Origin of the sequence: Nonomuraea mangrovi (assembly GCF_042681425.1) — a bacterium.
Classification (GTDB): domain Bacteria; phylum Actinomycetota; class Actinomycetes; order Streptosporangiales; family Streptosporangiaceae; genus Nonomuraea; species Nonomuraea mangrovi.
The window spans coordinates 152,608-170,129 of sequence record NZ_JBHUFV010000068.1 but is presented as its reverse complement, the minus strand read 5'-3'; the positions used below and the strand labels follow the sequence as shown (position 1 = coordinate 170,129).

The 17,522-nt window shown below is 69.9% G+C and carries 17 protein-coding genes; 10 read left to right on the top strand and 7 right to left on the bottom strand.

The genetic code is table 11. The features are described 5' to 3' along the window. Window positions 1-7 precede the first annotated feature (7 nt). The 6 genes from ACFSKW_RS44550 to ACFSKW_RS44525 all read right to left on the bottom strand — a co-directional run bounded on the left by ACFSKW_RS44550 (window position 8) and on the right by ACFSKW_RS44525 (window position 4,113). The gene (locus tag ACFSKW_RS44550; RefSeq protein ID WP_379580656.1) at window positions 8-430 is read right to left on the bottom strand and encodes an SHOCT-like domain-containing protein; all 423 of its coding nucleotides are present in this window, start codon (window positions 428-430) and stop codon (window positions 8-10) included. Between the two features lie 12 nt (window positions 431-442). Then, window positions 443-700, bottom strand: coding sequence for a hypothetical protein (locus tag ACFSKW_RS44545; RefSeq protein ID WP_379580655.1), 258 nt, complete (start codon window positions 698-700; stop codon window positions 443-445). Then, entirely contained in the window at window positions 700-1,077 is a 378-nt protein-coding gene (locus tag ACFSKW_RS44540) for a DUF2089 domain-containing protein (protein ID WP_379580654.1), read from the bottom strand. Before ACFSKW_RS44540 ends, ACFSKW_RS44545 begins: the two co-directional genes overlap by 1 nt. A gap of 558 nt (window positions 1,078-1,635) precedes the next feature. Next, window positions 1,636-2,310 carry a response regulator gene (locus tag ACFSKW_RS44535; protein ID WP_379580653.1) on the bottom strand — a complete coding sequence of 225 codons (675 nt, stop codon included), beginning with the start codon at window positions 2,308-2,310 and terminating at the stop codon, window positions 1,636-1,638. Then, window positions 2,307-2,573 carry an ATP-binding protein gene (locus ACFSKW_RS44530; RefSeq protein ID WP_379580652.1) on the bottom strand — a complete coding sequence of 89 codons (267 nt, stop codon included), beginning with the start codon at window positions 2,571-2,573 and terminating at the stop codon, window positions 2,307-2,309. The genes ACFSKW_RS44535 and ACFSKW_RS44530 overlap by 4 nt, the downstream gene beginning before the upstream one ends. A gap of 160 nt (window positions 2,574-2,733) precedes the next feature. Further along, complete coding sequence (locus ACFSKW_RS44525; protein ID WP_379580651.1) at window positions 2,734-4,113, bottom strand: FAD-dependent monooxygenase; 1,380 nt, start codon at window positions 4,111-4,113, stop codon at window positions 2,734-2,736. A 324-nt stretch (window positions 4,114-4,437) separates the two neighbouring features. Between ACFSKW_RS44525 and ACFSKW_RS44520 the strand changes: the two genes are divergently transcribed. The 3 genes from ACFSKW_RS44520 (at window position 4,438) to ACFSKW_RS44510 (ending at window position 6,854) form a co-directional block, all read left to right on the top strand. Next, window positions 4,438-4,860 carry a hypothetical protein gene (locus ACFSKW_RS44520; protein WP_379580650.1) on the top strand — a complete coding sequence of 141 codons (423 nt, stop codon included), beginning with the start codon at window positions 4,438-4,440 and terminating at the stop codon, window positions 4,858-4,860. A 183-nt stretch (window positions 4,861-5,043) separates the two neighbouring features. Beyond that, on the top strand, window positions 5,044-6,192 hold the full coding sequence (locus ACFSKW_RS44515; RefSeq protein WP_379580649.1) for a sensor histidine kinase: 1,149 nt from the start codon (window positions 5,044-5,046) through the stop codon (window positions 6,190-6,192). Beyond that, on the top strand, window positions 6,189-6,854 hold the full coding sequence (locus ACFSKW_RS44510) for a response regulator transcription factor (protein ID WP_379580648.1): 666 nt from the start codon (window positions 6,189-6,191) through the stop codon (window positions 6,852-6,854). Before ACFSKW_RS44515 ends, ACFSKW_RS44510 begins: the two co-directional genes overlap by 4 nt. Before the next feature lie 288 nt (window positions 6,855-7,142). Here the strand turns inward: ACFSKW_RS44510 and ACFSKW_RS44505 are convergent, their stop codons facing one another. Further along, the gene (locus ACFSKW_RS44505; protein ID WP_379580647.1) at window positions 7,143-7,589 is read right to left on the bottom strand and encodes a pyridoxamine 5'-phosphate oxidase family protein; all 447 of its coding nucleotides are present in this window, start codon (window positions 7,587-7,589) and stop codon (window positions 7,143-7,145) included. A gap of 286 nt (window positions 7,590-7,875) precedes the next feature. Here ACFSKW_RS44505 and ACFSKW_RS44500 point away from each other — a divergent pair, with 286 nt between their 5' ends. The 7 genes from ACFSKW_RS44500 to ACFSKW_RS44470 all read left to right on the top strand — a co-directional run bounded on the left by ACFSKW_RS44500 (window position 7,876) and on the right by ACFSKW_RS44470 (window position 17,362). Further along, window positions 7,876-9,045: a globin domain-containing protein gene (locus tag ACFSKW_RS44500; protein WP_379580646.1), complete on the top strand. Its 1,170-nt coding sequence runs from the start codon at window positions 7,876-7,878 to the stop codon at window positions 9,043-9,045. Window positions 9,046-9,178: 133 nt separating this feature from the next. Beyond that, window positions 9,179-12,793: a nitrate reductase subunit alpha gene (locus ACFSKW_RS44495; protein ID WP_379580788.1), complete on the top strand. Its 3,615-nt coding sequence runs from the start codon at window positions 9,179-9,181 to the stop codon at window positions 12,791-12,793. Next, a complete protein-coding gene (narH, locus tag ACFSKW_RS44490) occupies window positions 12,793-14,343 on the top strand; it encodes a nitrate reductase subunit beta (RefSeq protein ID WP_379580645.1) in 1,551 nt (516 codons plus the stop codon). The genes ACFSKW_RS44495 and narH overlap by 1 nt, the downstream gene beginning before the upstream one ends. Continuing rightward, window positions 14,340-15,053, top strand: coding sequence for a nitrate reductase molybdenum cofactor assembly chaperone (narJ, locus tag ACFSKW_RS44485; protein WP_379580644.1), 714 nt, complete (start codon window positions 14,340-14,342; stop codon window positions 15,051-15,053). Before narH ends, narJ begins: the two co-directional genes overlap by 4 nt. Further along, window positions 15,050-15,739: a respiratory nitrate reductase subunit gamma gene (gene narI, locus ACFSKW_RS44480; protein ID WP_379580643.1), complete on the top strand. Its 690-nt coding sequence runs from the start codon at window positions 15,050-15,052 to the stop codon at window positions 15,737-15,739. Before narJ ends, narI begins: the two co-directional genes overlap by 4 nt. Beyond that, a complete protein-coding gene (locus tag ACFSKW_RS44475; protein ID WP_379580642.1) occupies window positions 15,736-15,948 on the top strand; it encodes a hypothetical protein in 213 nt (70 codons plus the stop codon). Before narI ends, ACFSKW_RS44475 begins: the two co-directional genes overlap by 4 nt. Next, a complete protein-coding gene (locus tag ACFSKW_RS44470; protein WP_379580641.1) occupies window positions 15,941-17,362 on the top strand; it encodes a nitronate monooxygenase in 1,422 nt (473 codons plus the stop codon). The genes ACFSKW_RS44475 and ACFSKW_RS44470 overlap by 8 nt, the downstream gene beginning before the upstream one ends. Window positions 17,363-17,522: the final 160 nt, after the last annotated feature.

Genomic DNA, 17,522 nt, shown 5'->3' with positions numbered 1-17,522 from the left:
ACGACGCTTACTCGCAGAAGACACGCAGGTGGCCATCGGGCTGCTCGAGCTCCACGATCGTCTCGTCGAGGTGCTCTACGAGCGCCTCGAGGTGCTCGGGCTTGAGCTGCGTCAGGTCGAACGGCACACCCGACTTGCTCAGCTCGGCGTTGGCCCGATCCAGTGCCTGCGGCGGGATCAGGGCCGCCAGCTGTACGCCGGCCCGCAGCAGTTGCAGCGGTATCCGCACGTTGAGCCGCCCCGACTCGCCGTCATCGAGGAACTCCATCACCACCCGCAGGTACTTCGCCTTGCCTTTCGGCCGGGCGGCCGGACCGGCCGCCGTCGGCGGCTGGTCCCGTTCGAGCGCGGTGATGAGCCGCTCCGCCTCCTCTGCGGTGATCTTGCCTTCGGCCAGCATGTCGAGGATGTCCTTGCGATGTTCGTTCATCGAAGACCCTTCCTATCGGATGGCTACGAGCACGGCCGTACGGCTGTACTCCATGTCGACCCGGGTGCCGGGCAACGCGCAGACCACGCGCCAACCGGTGCCGAACGCCCGCACCACGCTGACGCCGAACATGAGGCAGGCCACGACGGCCCCCAGGACAGCCAGGACCACGACCGGTGTAAGTACGAGCACCGCGGGAAGTACCGGCACCCAGATCCGGATGGCACGATGGTCCGGGCGTTTGACCCGTACGGTCAGCAACTGCGGCATCACGTGCGCCCCTCCAGTTCGGACAATGCCTGCTGGGCGGTGATCTCGCCGCGGCGCAACCGATCGAGGACCTCGGTCGGCGGCGGTGCCGGATCGGTTTCGACGAAGTCGAGCATCTGCGTGATCCGGTTCAGTCGAGCTTTGATCGTCGGGTAGCTCACCCCGAAGATCCGTTCCATCTGCTTGATGGAACCGTGGCACTGCACGAACGCCGTGACGAAGACCTGATCCTCGACATTGAGCTGAGCCAGTTGCGGAAGCTCGAACTCGCCCTCGATCGCGACGCCGTTGTCTGCCAGGCGCACCCGCTCGACGACGAACGGCCGGCCCCGGGTCAGGTTCGTGAGTTCCTGCCAGTCCATCGCCTGATCTGTCATACCTTAAGTTATACCCGGCGAGATATTAATTTTGAAGAGATCCGCCTTAATTTTCTTAATCATCTGCGCCTTCTTCGGGTTCCATGCTGGTCCGCCGCCCTGCGTGGCGGAGTGTCAGCCTCGCCGCAACTGCCGACGCCTTCCTCGCCACCCCGCGCACGGCCAACCCCAACACCCATCCGCGCCTGCGCCTCGGCCATCGACCGCACCATCGACCGCCTCGGACGCGACCGGCCGTCGGCCGAGGTCACAGACGCGGCGCCCCCCTGGGGACGCGTGGGCCCGGGATGCTGATCGAACCAGCCTGGCGGGTCGTTGAGGAGCATCAGCAGCCGCACGCGGATGGGGATCAGCCTGTCGATGAGTTCCACGTACAGCTGCTGGGTCTCCGGCTCCGGAGCGCCCGCCCTCGGAGAGACTCCAGATCATGAACATGATCGGCTCGTGGCCGCTTCTGGCCGGATCTCGGCCGGACCCGGAGGAGGCCACGAAGACGGCTCGGCGGCAGGACCTCGGCGGCGAGGGATATGCGCGACGCTGGAACGGTTGGGACCGATCTCAGCCTTCCGCCAACCCATGCCGGTAGGCGTAGCGCGTCGCGTCGCTGCGGCTACGAGCTCCAATCTTGGCGAAGGCGTTGTTGATGTGCGTCTTGACCGTCGACTCGCCGATGAACAGCGACGTGGCGATCTGCTGGTTGGTCATGCCTTGCGCGATGAGCTTCAGAATCTCGATCTCCCGGGGGGTGAGCCCGCCGGGGTTGCCCCAGCGATCCGGCGGGACGGGGTGGAGCGGGCCCAGCCGTAGCATGGCCGCCACAAGGCGCCGGGAGACGGCGGTGTCGAAGGTGGACTGACCGGACGCGGTGGCACGGAGAGCCGCTGCGATCTCGGCTCGGCCGGCGTCCTTGGTCAGATAGCCGCGGGCGCCTGAACGAAGGGCCGCCGCGATCGAGTCATCGTCGGCGTACGTGGTCAGGACCAAGACCGCGACCTGTGAATGCTGCCGGGTGATGCGCTGTGTGGCTTCCACCCCGTCCATCACCGGCATCCGCAGGTCCATCAGCACGACGTCGGCAGAGGTTTCCGCCAGCAGCCGAAGCGCGCCCTCGCCATCGCCCGCCGCACCGACGACCTCGACGTCGTCCAGCAGCCCGAGCAGTGCCACCAGGCCCTCCCGGACGATCTGCTGGTCATCGACAACGATCACGCGGATCACCGTGGTGTCACTCATGCCGGTACCTCCGCGACCACCTGCCAGCCACCCCGCTTTTCCGCAGCGGTGAGTCGACCGCCCACGAGGGCGAGTCGTTCGCGCATGCCGGTCAATCCGTACCCCACAGGGCCCGCGCTGCGGTGGCCCTCAGCCGGGTCGGGAACGGACTCGTTACGGACCACGAGGTTCACGGTGTCGACGCGGTACTCGAGCCGAACCGTGATCGCGGCGTGCGGGGCGTGCTTGGCGGCATTGGTGAGCGCCTCCCGCGCGGTGCGCACCCGATTTCAGTGAGCATGCCCGAACGGGCCGTCAGCGGGGCGGCCACCATCATGATCGTGCCGACCAGTCGCTCAACCCGCCATCCCGGTGACAGGTAGACCCGCCAGGACGGCCGTTTCGCCTGGCGCGGCGTGTCGATCATGTGGCCGACGTCCCCGCTCAGACCATGGCCAGGTAGCCGGCGAGCTCGCTGGATGAGTCGGTGGCGATCCCGATATATCCGTCCGGCCGGATGAGGGTGTGACGCAGGTCGCCGTACGGCTCGGCGGTGGCGTACGCCCGCACCTGCGGGCCGTTCGGCACCCTGGGCGCGGGTTCCGGCGAGAGCAGCGTGAAGTGCGGGCCCCGCAGCAGGTCGAACATGCGCGCCCGACTGCCGTCGGCCAGGCGCAGCGGCCCGTCGGGCACCCGATCCCCGCCCTTGCGGGCCAGCGAAGCGCCCCGGTAGCCGACCTGCAACTGGTAGGTCTCCTCGTCGCGCTTGTAGGTCTTCTTGTCGTGCAGGTCGGTGCTGAGGCCCAGCACCCGAGCCGCGATCGGGCGGCGTTCCTCCTCGTAGGTGTCCAGCAGCGACCGCGGCGCTCCGGCGAGCACACGCGCGAGTTTCCAGCCCAGGTTGTAGGCGTCCTGCACACCGGTGTTGAGGCCCTGCCCGCCTGCGGGCGAGTGCACGTGGACGGCGTCTCCGGCCAGGAAGACACGACCGTCCCGATACCTGTCGGCCAGCCGGATGTTGACCCGGTAGAGGGAGGACCACAGCAACTCGGTGATGCGCACCCCGCGCAGCATCGACCGCTCGGCAAAGACCCTCTGAAAGCCGGACAGCGTCAGATCCGGCGTCATGCCCGGCTTGAGCGGCGCGAGCACCTGAAAGGTGTCGGTGCCGGCCATCGGATACAGCGCCACCATGCCCCTGCCCGGCCGGACCCAGACGTGGATATGGTCACGGTCGAGCCCCTCGACACGTACGTCGCCAAGCGCCATCCGCTCCTCCTCGCGGGTCTCGCCGACGAAGCCGACACCGAGCGCCTTGCGCACGAAGCTCCTGCCGCCATCGGCCGCGACCAGGTAGTCGGCCAGCACCGTCACCCCTGTGCCCAGCCTGGCCGTCACACCTTGCGCGTCCTGCTCGAAGCCGGTCAGCTCCGCGCCGTACTCCACCTTCCCCCCCAGCTCTGCCAGCCGTTCACGCAGGACCTCCTCCGTGCGCCACTGTGGATGCATCACCACCATCGGGTACGGCACGGCGTCCGTCGCCGCGGCAGGCTTGTGCATGCGCCCCTGATACACCGCCACCCTGCCGATCCTCACCCGCAACGGCGGATAGACCGTCGCGGACGCCAGCACGCGGTCGATCACTCCGAGGTCGTCGAAGATCTCCTGCGTGCGGGGCTGCAACCCCTTGCCCTTCGAACCCAGTGACGGCTCCGGCGCCCGTTCCACGATGCGATGGTCGATCCCGCGCCTGGCCAGTTCTGCCGCGAGCGTGAGCCCCGTGGGCCCGCTACCGACGATGAGCACGTTCGTCTTCTCAGCCATGGCCCGACCGTGCCAGGCCGCGCTGCCATATCTCTGTCACCGCTCTGCCGGAACCGTCACGGGCGAACGTCGGCACGCCCTGAGGGTTGGTGAAGGCGTTGTCGTTCCACACCTCGCCCCCCGTGTACAGGTTGACCAGCGCGGCGCCGGTGGTCTTGCCACGGCCTCGTGCGGTCGGTCGAGACCTGATGCCTACTCCCTACGGTGTAGTGCGTACGGCGAACGGTGCAAGGTCACGTGACGATCAACGGACGACGCGCTCCCGCTGCGGCCCGGCCTAGCGTTTCTCGACGAGATGGCTGGATGAGAACTGGAGGAATCGCCATGAGCAAGAGAGCGATGACTGCGATCGCCGGGCTGAGCTTGACGGCCGGTTTGCTGGGATCGACCGGCGCGCCGGCTGGTGCCCAGGCCGGCACGGCCGGCGAGGCCACCGCCGCGATGGCCGCGCCGAAGCCGCCGAAGGGCGCCAGGGCGGTGGTTCAGGTCAGCCCCAATCCCACCACCAAGCGCCGTCAGGAGGTGACGATCACCGGCCACTGCGGCGGCGGCAAAGGGCTCAAGGCCGTGCTCGCCGGGCTCGACAGAGAGCACCCGGTGCTAGAGAACATCCGCATCATTGAGGACAACCCGCAGGGATTCGTGGCGAAGGCGACCCTCGCCCCCACGATCGGTAACGGCGTCGGTCCTGTTTTCGTCGACTGTGGCGGCGAGGCAGGCGTGACCCTCCTGGTCACCCACGTCTGATCCGAACCTTCCCACCCGGGCTGGTAAACAGATCCCGAGCTTCCGCGGTCCTCGAGCCCGCCGGTCCACGCGGCCACGGAAGCCGAACACGCCGGCGGCGTCGCCCATGTGACCACCTGGGCGACGCGGTCCGGTACGCCCCGGCCCGGCGTCACCCGTCACCCCTCGAGAAAGGGGCTCCGCATGGCCGAACCGCCCCCACGACGCGAACCCGCTCCTGTCCGGCATTTTGCCCGGATCGCCGACATCACGCTCGCCGCCCTCACTCTGGTCTTCTTCGTCGCCGTAGCCCTCGCCACCGGGGTGCACAGCCCCTGGCGGGGCACGATCCCCCTCGCCCTGCTTCTCGGGGTGCTCCTGCTGGTCAGACGCCGCTGGCCGATGACCGTGCTGCTGCTGTCGATCGGCGGGATCTTCGTCTATCACCTCACCGGACATTGGTCTCCCGCCGGCTGGATCTGGCCGGCCGCGGTCGCCTACTTCACCGCCGCCACCACGCCACGCGTGCGCTGGGTGGCCGCCATCGGCCTGGCCCAACTGGTCTACTCCGCGGTCGACTTCCGCGTGGTCCTGGACAGTAACCCGACCCGCTACCTGTTCCACGTCGCGGGGGAAGGACTGCTCCTGGCGATCCTCATCGCCGCGGGCCTCACCTACGCCGCCGCGATCCGCTGGCGCGAACAGCTGCGCGGAACCGACAGCCGTGCCCGCGCCGCCGAGGAACGGCTGCGCGTCTCGCACGAAGTACACGACATCATCGCGCACACCCTTGCCGTCGTCGGCGTGCAGCTCAATGTCGCCGCCGACACCCTCCAGGAGGACCCGGCCGCGGCCGCCGCCGCGCTACGCCTGGCAAAGGACGTCAGGAACCGGGCGATGACCGACCTCCGCTCCCTCATCACGATCCTGCGCGACGACCCAGCTGACACCGCACCCCAGGCGGATCTGGCCTCCTTGGACACGCTCATCGCCGATGCCCACGCCGCCGGGCTTGAGGTGACCCTCGACGAACACGGCGACCCCTCGGCCGTCCCCGCCATTCCCGCCATCGCCACCTACCGCGTCGTACAGGAGTCCCTCGCCAACACGCTCAAGCACGCGGGAGCGAGCAAAGCCAAGGTGACGATCGGCTACCAGCCGCGCTCGATCACCGTCGAGATCACCGACAACGGCCGCAGCGTGCCAGGCGGCGCCGAGGTCACCGAAGGCCATGGCCTGGCCGGCATGCGCGAGCGAGTGAGCGCGCTCGGGGGCGCGCTCACCGCAGGACCCGTCCCCGGCGGCGGCTTCGCCGTGCGGGCCGACATCCCTGTGGCAGGCTCGACGGCATGACGATCAAGGTGCTCCTCGCCGACGACCAGGCACTCGTACGGGCCGGCTTCCGCAGCCTGCTGGCCCGTTCCCGGGACATCACGGTCGTCGGCGAAGCACAGGACGGCGACGAAGCCGTACGGCTGGCCGCGAGCGCAAGCCCCGACGTGATCCTCATGGACATCCGCATGCCGGGCACCGATGGGATCACCGCCACGCGCCGCATCGTCACCAACCCGACCACTCTGGGCTGTCGCGTCATCATCCTCACCACGTTCGATACCGACGAACACGTCTTCGCCGCCCTGCGCGCCGGAGCCAGCGGCTTCCTCACCAAAGAGGTCGAACCCGCCGACCTTCGCCGGGCGGTTGCCGCCGTCGCCGGCGGAGATGCGCTCCTGTCGCCGGGCGTGACCCGCCGCGTCATCGAGCAGTTCGCCCACCGGCAGGACCTCGCGCCCAGTGCGGGGCAGCGGCTGGCCGCCCTTACCTCCCGGGAACGGGAGACGGTCAAGCTCGTGGCGCTCGGACTCTCCAATAACGAGATCGCCGAGCGCCTCGTCATCAGTCCGCTCACTGCCAAGACCCACATCACCAGGGCCATCGCCAAGCTGAACGTGCGCGACAGGGTCCAGTTGGTCATCCTGGCCTACGAGAGCGGCCTGATACGGCCCGGCGCGTGACATCGGAATCAAAGCTCAGCCACCGACCGGGCCCGGCGGCTGGAGCGCCGCAAGAGCGCCCGCTCCAGCCCGCGCGCCCGGCTGGAGACGCTGTTCACCGACAATCGGCACGCCCTGCGAGAACGCGCGCTCTGGAGGCTGCTGTATGAGAAGGCCGCCCGCGCCGAGGAGATCCCCACCCTGAACGTCGAAGACCTCGACCCCGAGTTCCGCCGTGCCCGCGTCACCTCCAAGGGCGTTGCGATCGAGTACGTGCACCGGGCCACAGGCCGGGCGGCTCCTTCGACCTCAACCCTGCGCGCGTTGCGGGGTCGTTGCCCCGGTGGAGTGTGTCGTGATGCGGCGGCCGGAGATGTGCTCGGCCTCGATCACGATGTAATGGTCCCTGCTGCCCGGTGCCCAGGTTGTCAGCGGCAGCGCCGCCAACCAGGCGATCTCGTCGGGATCGGTCACCTCCCGCGCCTGTCCCACCGCGGTGACCGACCAGCCGGTGCGAAGCTCGGGATCGAACTCGTCGGCTTCGAAGGCCACCACGGCACGTCGGGTGGCGGCTGCCAGCTTCGACCCGATCGAGGTACGGATCACGATGGACTGACCGTCGAGATAGAAGTTCACCGGCTGGACGGCAGGCAGGGCGCGATCGGTGAACACGATCCGCCCGATCGGGGTTGAGGACAGCAGGTCGAGGCACTCCTCGCGAGTGAGCACCTGAAGTCCGGACGCATCGAGCTGCATACTCTTCAGAATCCTTCGTCGAATCCCCTCCGCGGCAGGGGCGAAGGTCCCGACTTCCTTGCCGATCGGCTTGCGATCGCGAGCGCGCCTTGGAGAACACTCCACTATCCGGCCCGTCGCCTGGCCCGGTAGGACCAAAGTCCCGACCGGAGAAGATCTTGTGTCCTGTTAGGGACTTTCGACCCTGCAAGTGCGGACGTTCGCCCGGTGAACGGCCTGCTTCGGACTCTTAGCCTGGTTCGGGCCCGCAGTCGCGGGCTCCCCTCCCCTGCTCTCTGGAGACTTCATGCTGTCCGCTGAATCAGCCGCGATCGTCCGTGCCACGCTGCCGATTGTCGGAGCCTCCCTTGAGGCCATCACGACGCGGTTCTACGACACGATGTTCAGCGAGCGACCGGAGCTGCTGGACGGCCTGTTCAATCGCGGTAACCAGGCCAACGGCGAGCAGCGCAGGGCGCTGGCCGGCTCCATCGCCTCGTTCGCCACCATGCTCCTGGACCACCCTGACGAGCGGCCCGACGCCCTGCTCGCCCGCATCGCGCACAAGCACACCGCGGTCGGCGTCACCGACGACCAGTACGTGATCGTCCACAAGTACCTGTTCGGCGCCATCGCCGAGGTGCTGGGCGATGCCGTCACCGCGGAGGTCGCCGCGGCCTGGGACGAGGTGTATTGGCTGATGGCAGGCGCACTGATCGCGCTGGAGGCTCGCATCTACGCCGAGGCCGGCGCCCGCAACGGCGACACATGGCGGCAGTGGCGGGTCATGGCCCGCCAGGACGAGACCTCGAACGCGGTCTCGTTCCTGCTGCGCCCCGCCGACGACGCCCCGGTGCCGCCCGCGCGCCCCGGTCAGTACGTCAGCGTCCGCGTCCGCATGCCCGACGGCGTGCACCAGCTGCGCCAGTACACGCTGTCGAACGGGGGCGAAGACCGGTTCCGCAGGATCACGGTCAAGCGCGTGGACGGCGACCCCGCCGGCGAGGTGTCCACGCTGCTGCACACCACCGTGCGGCCGGGCGACGAGCTGACCCTGTCGGCTCCCTTCGGCGACGTGACGCTGCAGGACGGGGACGCGCCTTTGGTGCTCGTGTCCGCGGGCATCGGCTGCACGCCCATCACGGCGATGCTCGACCACCTGGCCGCCACCGGCTCGCGCCGACGCGTTCTCGTCCTGCACGCCGACCGCTCTCCGGCCGAGCACGCGCTACGCGAGGACATGCTGCGGCTGGCCACCGAGCGGGTCTTCTGGTACGAGAGCGGCGCGGCCGCCCCCGACCGCGACGGCCTGATGGACCTGGACGGCATCAAGATCCCGGCCGGCGCGGTCGCCTATCTGTGCGGTCCTGTGCCGTTCATGCGTGACATGCGCGCCCGGCTCCTGACGGCGGGGGTGGCGGCCTCCGACATCCACTACGAGGTGTTCGGCCCCGACCTGTGGCTGGGGACCAACTGAGGGTCCATCGGACCGGCGACGAGGGACTTTGGTCCCTGCCGTGCCAGGGCGGCGAGCCCGAATCTTGATCTGTGTCCGCTGTTCCCCCTGTAGCGAGGAAGATCCTGTGACTGATGTCGACTCCACCCCTGGCATGGGGCCGTTGCTCGCTGCCCGTGCGTTCTTCACCAGGTCCGAGGTGTCGGCGGACGGCCGCACCCTGCACCAGATAGACCCGAGCAGTTGGGACCGCTTCTACCGGGACCGGTGGGCGCACGACAAGGTGGTGCGCTCCACCCATGGCGTGAACTGCACGGGCTCGTGCTCATGGCAGGTGTTCGTCAAGGACGGGCTGATCACGTGGGAGCACCAGGCGACCGACTACCCGTCGGTCGGGCCGGAGTCGCCGGAGTACGAGCCGCGCGGCTGCCCCCGCGGCGCGTCCTTCTCCTGGTACACCTACTCGCCGTCACGAGTGCGGTACCCGTACGTGCGGGGCGTGCTTCTGGAGATGTGGCGCGAGGCCAAGGCCAGGCTGGGCGATCCGGTGCTGGCGTGGGAGGAACTGACCGGCGACCCCGAGCGGGCGCGAGCCTACAAGCGGGCGCGCGGCAAAGGTGGATTCGTCCGCTCCAGTTGGGAAGAGGTCCTGGAGCTGATGGCCGCGGCGCATGTGCACACGGTCAAGGAGTACGGCCCCGACCGAGTCGTGGGGTTCTCGCCGATTCCGGCCATGTCGATGGCGTCGTTCGCGGCCGGGACGCGGTTCCTGTCGATGATCGGCGGCACGCTGCTGTCCTTCTACGACTGGTACGCCGACCTGCCGATCGCCTCCCCGCAGGTGTGGGGCGACCAGACGGACGTCCCCGAGGCTGCCGACTGGTGGAACTCCCGCTACCTCATCATGTGGGGCTCCAACATCCCGGTCACCCGCACACCGGACGCCCACTTCATGACCGAGGCCCGCTACCAGGGCACCAAAGTCGTCGCGATCAGCCCCGACTACGCCGACAACGTCAAGTTCGCCGACGACTGGCTGGCGCCGCACCCGGGGACGGACGGCGCGCTGGCGATGGCGATGGGCCACGTGACGCTGACGGAGTTCTTCCGCGACCGGCAGGTCCCCTACTTCACCGACTACATCCGCAAATACACTGACCTGCCGTTCCTGGTGACGCTGGAGCGGCGCGGCGACGCTTACGTGCCGCGCCGCTTCCTGACCGCCGCGGATCTCGGCGCGGAGAGCGAGCACGCCGCGTTCAAGACCGTCTTCCTGGACGAGGAGACCGGTGAAGCGGTCGTGCCGAACGGCTCGCTGGGCTTTCGCTGGGGCCAGGAGGGCGAAGGCCGCTGGAACCTCGACCTGGACGGCGCCAACCCGGCGCTGACGCTTCTCGGGCGCCGCGCGGTCGAAGTCGATCTGCCGCGCTTCGACGAAGGCGCCACCGAGGGCGGCTCGGTCATGCGCCGCGGCGTGCCGGTGGCCGAGGTGGCGGGACAGCTCGTCACGACGGTGTTCGACCTGCTCATGGCTCAGTACGGGGTGGCCCGCGACCTGCCAGGAGACTGGCCGGCGAGCTACGAGGACGCCTCGCAGCCGTACACCCCGGCCTGGGCGGAAGAGATCACCTCGGTCCCGGCCGCCACGATCGCCAGGATCGCCCGCGAATTCGCCCGCAACGCCGAGCGCACCGAGGGCCGGTCGATGATCGCGATGGGCGCGGGCACCAACCACTGGTTCCACTCCGACCAGATCTACCGCGCCTTCCTCACGCTGGTGCTGCTGACCGGCTGCCAGGGCGTCAACGGCGGCGGCTGGGGCCACTACGTCGGCCAGGAGAAGGTCCGCCCGATCACCGGCTTCCAGCACCTGGCCTTCGCCTTCGACTGGCAGCGGCCGACCCGGCACATGGCCGGCACCGCGTTCTGGTACCTGGCCACCGACCAGTGGCGTTACGAGCAGATCCAGGCCGACGAGCTGGCCAGCCCGCTGGGCGAGGGCATGTTCGCGGGCCGGTCGTTCGCCGACTGCAACGCGCAGGCCGCGCGGCTGGGCTGGCTTCCCTCGCATCCGACGTTCAACCGCAACCCGCTCGCGCTCGCCGACGAGGCCGCCGCGAAGGGCATCCCGGTCGCCGAGCACGTGGTGAACGAGCTGACCTCCGGCCGGCTGCGCTTCGCCGCCGAGGACCCAGGCGACCCCGCCAACTTCCCCCGTGTGCTGACCGTGTGGCGGGCCAACCTGCTCGGCTCCTCCGGCAAGGGCAACGAGTACTTCCTGCGCCACCTGCTCGGCACCGACGCCGAGACCCGCAACGAGGAAGGCGTCCACCCCGTCGAGGTGACCTGGCGCGAGGGGGCCGCCGAGGGCAAGCTCGACCTGCTGACCACGATCGACTTCCGGATGACATCCACGGCGCTGTTCTCCGACGTCGTGCTGCCGGCCGCCACCTGGTACGAGAAGCATGACCTGTCCAGCACCGACATGCACCCGTTCGTGCACGCCTTCAACCCGGCCATCGCCCCGCCCTGGCAGACCCGCGCCGACTACGACGTCTTCCTCGGCCTCGCCGACACGTTCTCCGAGCTGGCCGCGGAGCACCTCGGCAGGCGCACCGACGTGCTGGCCGTCCCTCTCACCCACGACACCCCCGACGAGCTGGCCCAGCCCGGCGGCCGGGTGCGCGACTGGAAGCACGGCGAGTGCGAGCCGATCCCTGGCAGGACCATGCCGAAGATCATCACCATCGAGCGCGACTACGCGGCCGTCGGCAAGCGCGTACGCGGCATCGGGCCGCTCTTCGCCGACCTCGGGCTGACCACCAAGGGCATCACCTACCGGGTCGAACCCGAGCTGGAGTATCTGGGCGGCAAGAACGGCGTCACCCCCGAGGGCCGCATCTCGCTGGACACCGCCGACCGGATGTGCGAGGCCATCCTCGCGTTGTCCGGCACCACCAACGGCCGGCTGTCCACGCAGGGCTTCGAGACACTGGAGAAGCGCACCGGCACCAAGCTCGCCGACCTGGCAGCCGAGCACGAGGGCAAGCGCATCACGTTCGCCGACACGCAGTCCAGGCCGCAACCGGTGATCACCTCACCGGAGTGGTCCGGATCGGAGACCGGCGGGCGCCGCTACTCCGCCTTCGTGATCAACGTCGAGCGGGACAAACCGTGGCACACGCTGACCGGCCGCCAGCAGTTCTTCCTCGACCACGACTGGATCATCGAGCTGGGCGAGCAGCTGCCGGCGTACCGGCCGCCGCTCAACATGCACCGCCACTACGGCGAGCAGGCCGACGGTGGGGCGGCCGAGGTCACCGTGCGCTACCTGACCCCGCACTCCAAGTGGTCCATCCACTCCGAATACCAGGACAACGCCTACATGCTCGCCCTCTCGCGCGGCGGGCCCACGATCTGGATGAGCGTCGAAGACGCCGCCACGATCGGAGTCGCCGACAACGACTGGATCGAGGCGTACAACCGTAACGGCGTGGTCGTGGCCAGGGCGGTCGTCTCGCACCGCATGCCGGCCGGGACCGTGTACATGTACCACGCGAAGGACCGCAACGTGAACGTGCCGCTCACCGAGAGGTCAGGCCGGCGCGGCGGCGTGCACAACTCCCTCACCCGGCTGCTGCTCAAGCCGAGCCACCTCATCGGCGGGTACGCGCAGTTCACCTATGCCTTCAACTACTACGGGCCGACCGGCAACCAGCGTGACGAGGTCACGGTGATCCGCCGCCGCGACCAGGAGGTGACCTACTGATGCGGGTGCTCGCTCAGGTAGCCATGGTGATGAACCTGGACAAGTGCATCGGTTGCCACACGTGCTCCGTCACGTGCAAGCAGACCTGGACCAACAGGGACGGCGTCGAGTACGTCTGGTTCAACAACGTCGAGACCAAGCCCGGCGTCGGCTACCCCAAACGCTACGAGGACCAAGAGCGCTGGCACGGCGGCTGGACGCTGGATGGGCGCGGCCGGCTCAAGCTCCGCGCCGGCGGCCGCATCAAGCGCCTGCTCAGCCTGTTCGCCAATCCGGATCTGCCGGACCTGGACGACTACTACGAGCCGGCCACCTACGACTACGACACCCTCATCAACGCTCCCGCGGGGCCGCACGTCCCGGTCATTCGCCCCAAGTCCGCCATCACCGGCAAGGACATGGCGATCACCTGGGGCGCGAACTGGGAGGACGACCTGGGCGGCGCCCCCGAGTACGCCGGCGCCGACCCCAACCTCGCGGCCATGGTGGAGAAGGTGAAGATGGAGTTCGACAAGACCTTCATGTTCCACCTGCCGCGCATCTGCGAGCACTGCCTCAACCCGGCCTGCGTCGCCGCCTGCCCGTCCGGCGCGATGTACAAGCGCGAGGAGGACGGCATCGTCCTGGTGGACCAGGACCGCTGCCGCGGCTGGCGCATGTGCGTGTCGTCCTGCCCGTACAAGAAGGTGTACGTCAACCACAAGACCGGCAAGGCCGAGAAGTGCACGTTCTGCTTCCCCCGCATCGAGGCGGGACAGCCGACCGTGTGCGCCGAGACCTGCGTCGGGCGGCTGCGCTACATCGGCCTCGTCCTGTACGACGCCGACGCCGTCCTGAACGCCGCCCGCGTCGCCGACCCGAGCGACCTGCTGGAGGCGCAGCGCCAGGTGTTCCTCGACCCGGAGGATCCCGAGGTGGCCGCGGCCGCCCGGGCGAGCGGGATCAGCGAGGACTGGATCCAGGCGGCGCGCCGCTCGCCGATCTACCGGCTGGCCATGCGGTACCGGGTGGCGCTGCCGCTGCACCCCGAATACCGCACGCTGCCCATGGTCTGGTACATCCCGCCGCTGTCACCCGTGCTCGACGCCGTCACCAGCGTGGGCGCCGACGCCGACGACCCCGACAACGTCTTTCACGCCATCACCGACCTGCGCATCCCGCTGGAGTACCTGGCGAGCCTGTTCTCGGCCGGGGATATCGAGGTCGTGGCCGGGGTGCTGATGAGACTGTCGGCCATGCGCGCCTACATGCGGGCCCGCACCGTTGACGGCAGTGTGGCCACGCACCTGCTGGAGGCGGCCGGGATGACGGCGGCCGACATGGAGGAGATGTACCGGCTGCTGGCCGTCGCCAAGTACGACGAGCGCTATGTCGTGCCCGCCGCACACCGCGAGGACGCCGCCGCGCTGTCCGCCCAAGCGGACGGGTGCAGCCTGGACGGCGACGGCGGGCCCGGAATGAGCGAGTTCCACCCGGCCGGCGTGACCGGGCGCCGCGGCGACGGGCGCGTGGGGCTCAAGCTCTTCGTCGGCAAGGGAGACGCGGCATGAAGCTCCGCACCTGGCCCCGCCGCCTCGCGCCCGCAGGGCCGCGCTGGCACAGCGAGCCCGGCCGGCGCGCACTGCCCGAGCTCGCCCCGCCGGACCGGGCGATGCTGTTTCGACTGGTGTCGCTGCTGCTTCAGTATCCCGACCCCGAGCTGATCGCCGCCCGGGAGGAGCTGGGCGAGGCGGTGCGCCGGCTGCCGGAGTCGGCGGCGCGCGAGTCGCTGACGCGGTTCGTCGGGTGGTTTCGCACCACCGAGCCGATGGCGCTGGCGCGCGCCTACGTCGAGACGTTCGACCTGCGCCGCAAGTCCAGCCTCTACCTCACCTACTACCTGCACGGCGACACCCGCCGCCGCGGCATGGCCCTGCTGACGCTCAAGCAACGCTACCGGGTGGCCGGGCTCACCCCGCCGGACGGCGAGCTGCCGGACTTTCTCCCCGTGGTCTGCGAATTCGCCGCCCTGTCAGGTCCTGCCACCGGCGAGGCGCCGCTGCGCCAGCACCGCAAGGGTCTGGAGCTGATCCGCACCGCGCTGCACGACGGCGGCTCGCCGTACGCGTGGGTCCTCGACGCGCTCTGCGCCGAGCTGCCCGGCCTGTCGGAGGCCGAGCGGGCCGCGGTGGCCGATCTCGCGCTGGCGGGCCCGCCCGCCGAGGAGGTTGGTCAGGCCCCCTTCGGTCCGCCCCTGAACGCATTGGAGGTGCGGCCGTGAGCGTCGCGCTCTGGGTGGTCGTACCCTACGTCGCCCTGACGATCTTCGTCGTCGGTCATGTCTGGCGCTGGCGCGTCGACCAGTTCGGCTGGACCACCCGCACCACGCAGGTGCTGGAGAGCCGGCTGCTGCGGCTCGGCTCCCCGCTGTTCCACCTCGGCGCGTTCGCCGCCATCGGCGGTCACGTGCTCGGCCTGCTCGTCCCGAAGAGCCTGACCGAGGCGGTCGGCGTCGACGAGCACCTCTACCACCTGGTGTCGGTGAGCGCCGGCACCGTAGCGGGGCTCATGGTGGTCGCGGGGCTGGGACTGCTGCTGGCCCGCCGCTTCACCAGCGCGCGGGTGCGCCGCACCACCACCCGCGCCGACAAGGTCCTGTTCGCCGTGCTGGCGGCGGTGATCGTGCTCGGCATGACCGCGACCGTGGGCAAGAACCTGGTCGGCGGCGGCTACGACTACCGCGCCACCATCGCCGTCTGGTTCCGCGGCGTCCTGACCTTCCGCCCCGACCCCGCCCTGATGGCGGACGTGCCGCTGGTCTTCCAGCTGCACGTGCTGTCGGCCTGGCTGCTGGCCGCGATCTGGCCGTTCACCAGGCTCGTCCACGTGTGGTCGGCGCCGATCGCGTACCTGTGGCGGCCATACGTCGTCTACCGGCGGCGCACCCCGCTCGACGTGCGCCGATGACCGGCATCCAGCGTGACACGGGCGCTTTCGTCACTACACGGGTGCCCACCCCGAAGTTGGAGGACTGTGTGCTGTCCATCGCCGATCACTTCGCCGAGGCGTTCCACGCCGAGCATCGCGAGCACATGCTGGCGATCCGCGACCTGGCCAGAGAGACGAACGCCGACGTGCTGACGTGGGCGCGGACGATGCGGGCGTGTCGTGTCTGAGGCCGCGCTCCCCGTCCTGATCCAGGGTGGCATGGGCGTCGCGGTGTCCGGGTGGCGGCTGGCGCGCGCCGTCGCCCGGACCGGGCAGCTCGGCGTGGTGTCGGGCACCGCGCTGGACGTCACTCTGGCCCGCCGGCTGCAGCGCGGCGACCCTGGAGGGCACCTGCGGCGGGCGCTGGCCTGCTTCCCGGTGCCGGCGATCGCCGAGCGGGTGCTGGGCCGCTACTTCGTGCCCGGCGGGACGGCGCCAGGGCAGCCGTACCGGCCGGTGCCCCGGCTCGGGCTGCGGCCCAATCCCGCCCGCGACGAGTTGATCGTGGTCGCGAACTTCGCCGAGGTCTTCCTCGCCCGGCAGGGGCACGACGGCCCGATCGGCGTCAACTACCTGGAGAAGATCCAGCTGGCCACGCCGGCCGCCGTCTACGGGGCAATGCTGGCCGGCGCCGACTATGTGCTGATGGGCGCCGGCATTCCGGCGGAGATACCGCACGTGCTCGACGAGTTCGCCGCGCACCGCCCGGCTGAGATCACGGTCGCCGTGGCCGGCACCGACGGCACGCGGCACGCGATCGGCCTCGACCCGGCCGCGCTGCTGCCTCGCCCCGCCGAGCCGCTGCGGCGGCCGAAGTTGCTGGCGATCGTCTCCTCCCACGTGTTGGCCGCCTACCTGGCCCGGTCCCCGCAGGCTCGGCCCGACGGGTTCGTCCTGGAGACGCCGGTGGCCGGTGGGCACAGCGCGCCGCCGCGCGGCCGCCTGTCACTGGACGCGGCCGGCGAACCTGTGTACGGCCCGCGCGACGAGGTCGACGTCGGCAAGGTCGCGGCGCTCGGATTGCCGTTCTGGCTGGCCGGAGGCTACGGCACGCCCGAAGGGCTGGCCCGGGCGCTGGCCGCTGGGGCCACCGGCGTCCAGGTCGGCTCGGCGTTCGCGCTGTGCCGTGAGTCCGGGTTCGACGACGAGCTCAGGCGCCGCCTGCTGCGCGAGGCCACCGCCGGCGCTCTGGAGGTCCGCAACGACCCGCGCGCGTCGCCTACCGGCTTCCCGTTCAAGGTCGCGCGGGTGCCCGGGACCCTGTCCGACCCCAGCGTCTACGAGGAGCGGCCCCGGCTGTGCGACCTGGGATACCTGCGCACCCCGTACGTCAAACCCGACGGCGCGATCGGCTACCGCTGCTCCGCCGAACCCGTCGATACCTACGTACGTAAGGGCGGACCTGCCGAGGAGGCCACAGCTCGCCAATGCCTGTGTAACGGGCTGACCGCCGCCATCGGGCTCGGCCAGACCCGCGGCGACGGCTACCGTGAGCCCGCCCTGCTCACGCTGGGCCAGAACGCCGCCTTTCTCGACGGGCTGCCCGAGAACCACTCGGCCGCTGACGTCGTGCACCGCATTCTGCTGGGAGCACCCGCATGACCGGCGCGCCACCCCACGCCCGGCCGCTGGGCAGGGTCCGGCGCGACGTAGCCGTCAGCCCGTTCATCGTGATCTGGGAGGCCGGACGGGCCTCCCCGCCGGATCGCCTGTATCGCCGCGCCGAAGCCGTGCCGGCGCCGCTCTCGGGACGGACCGGAGG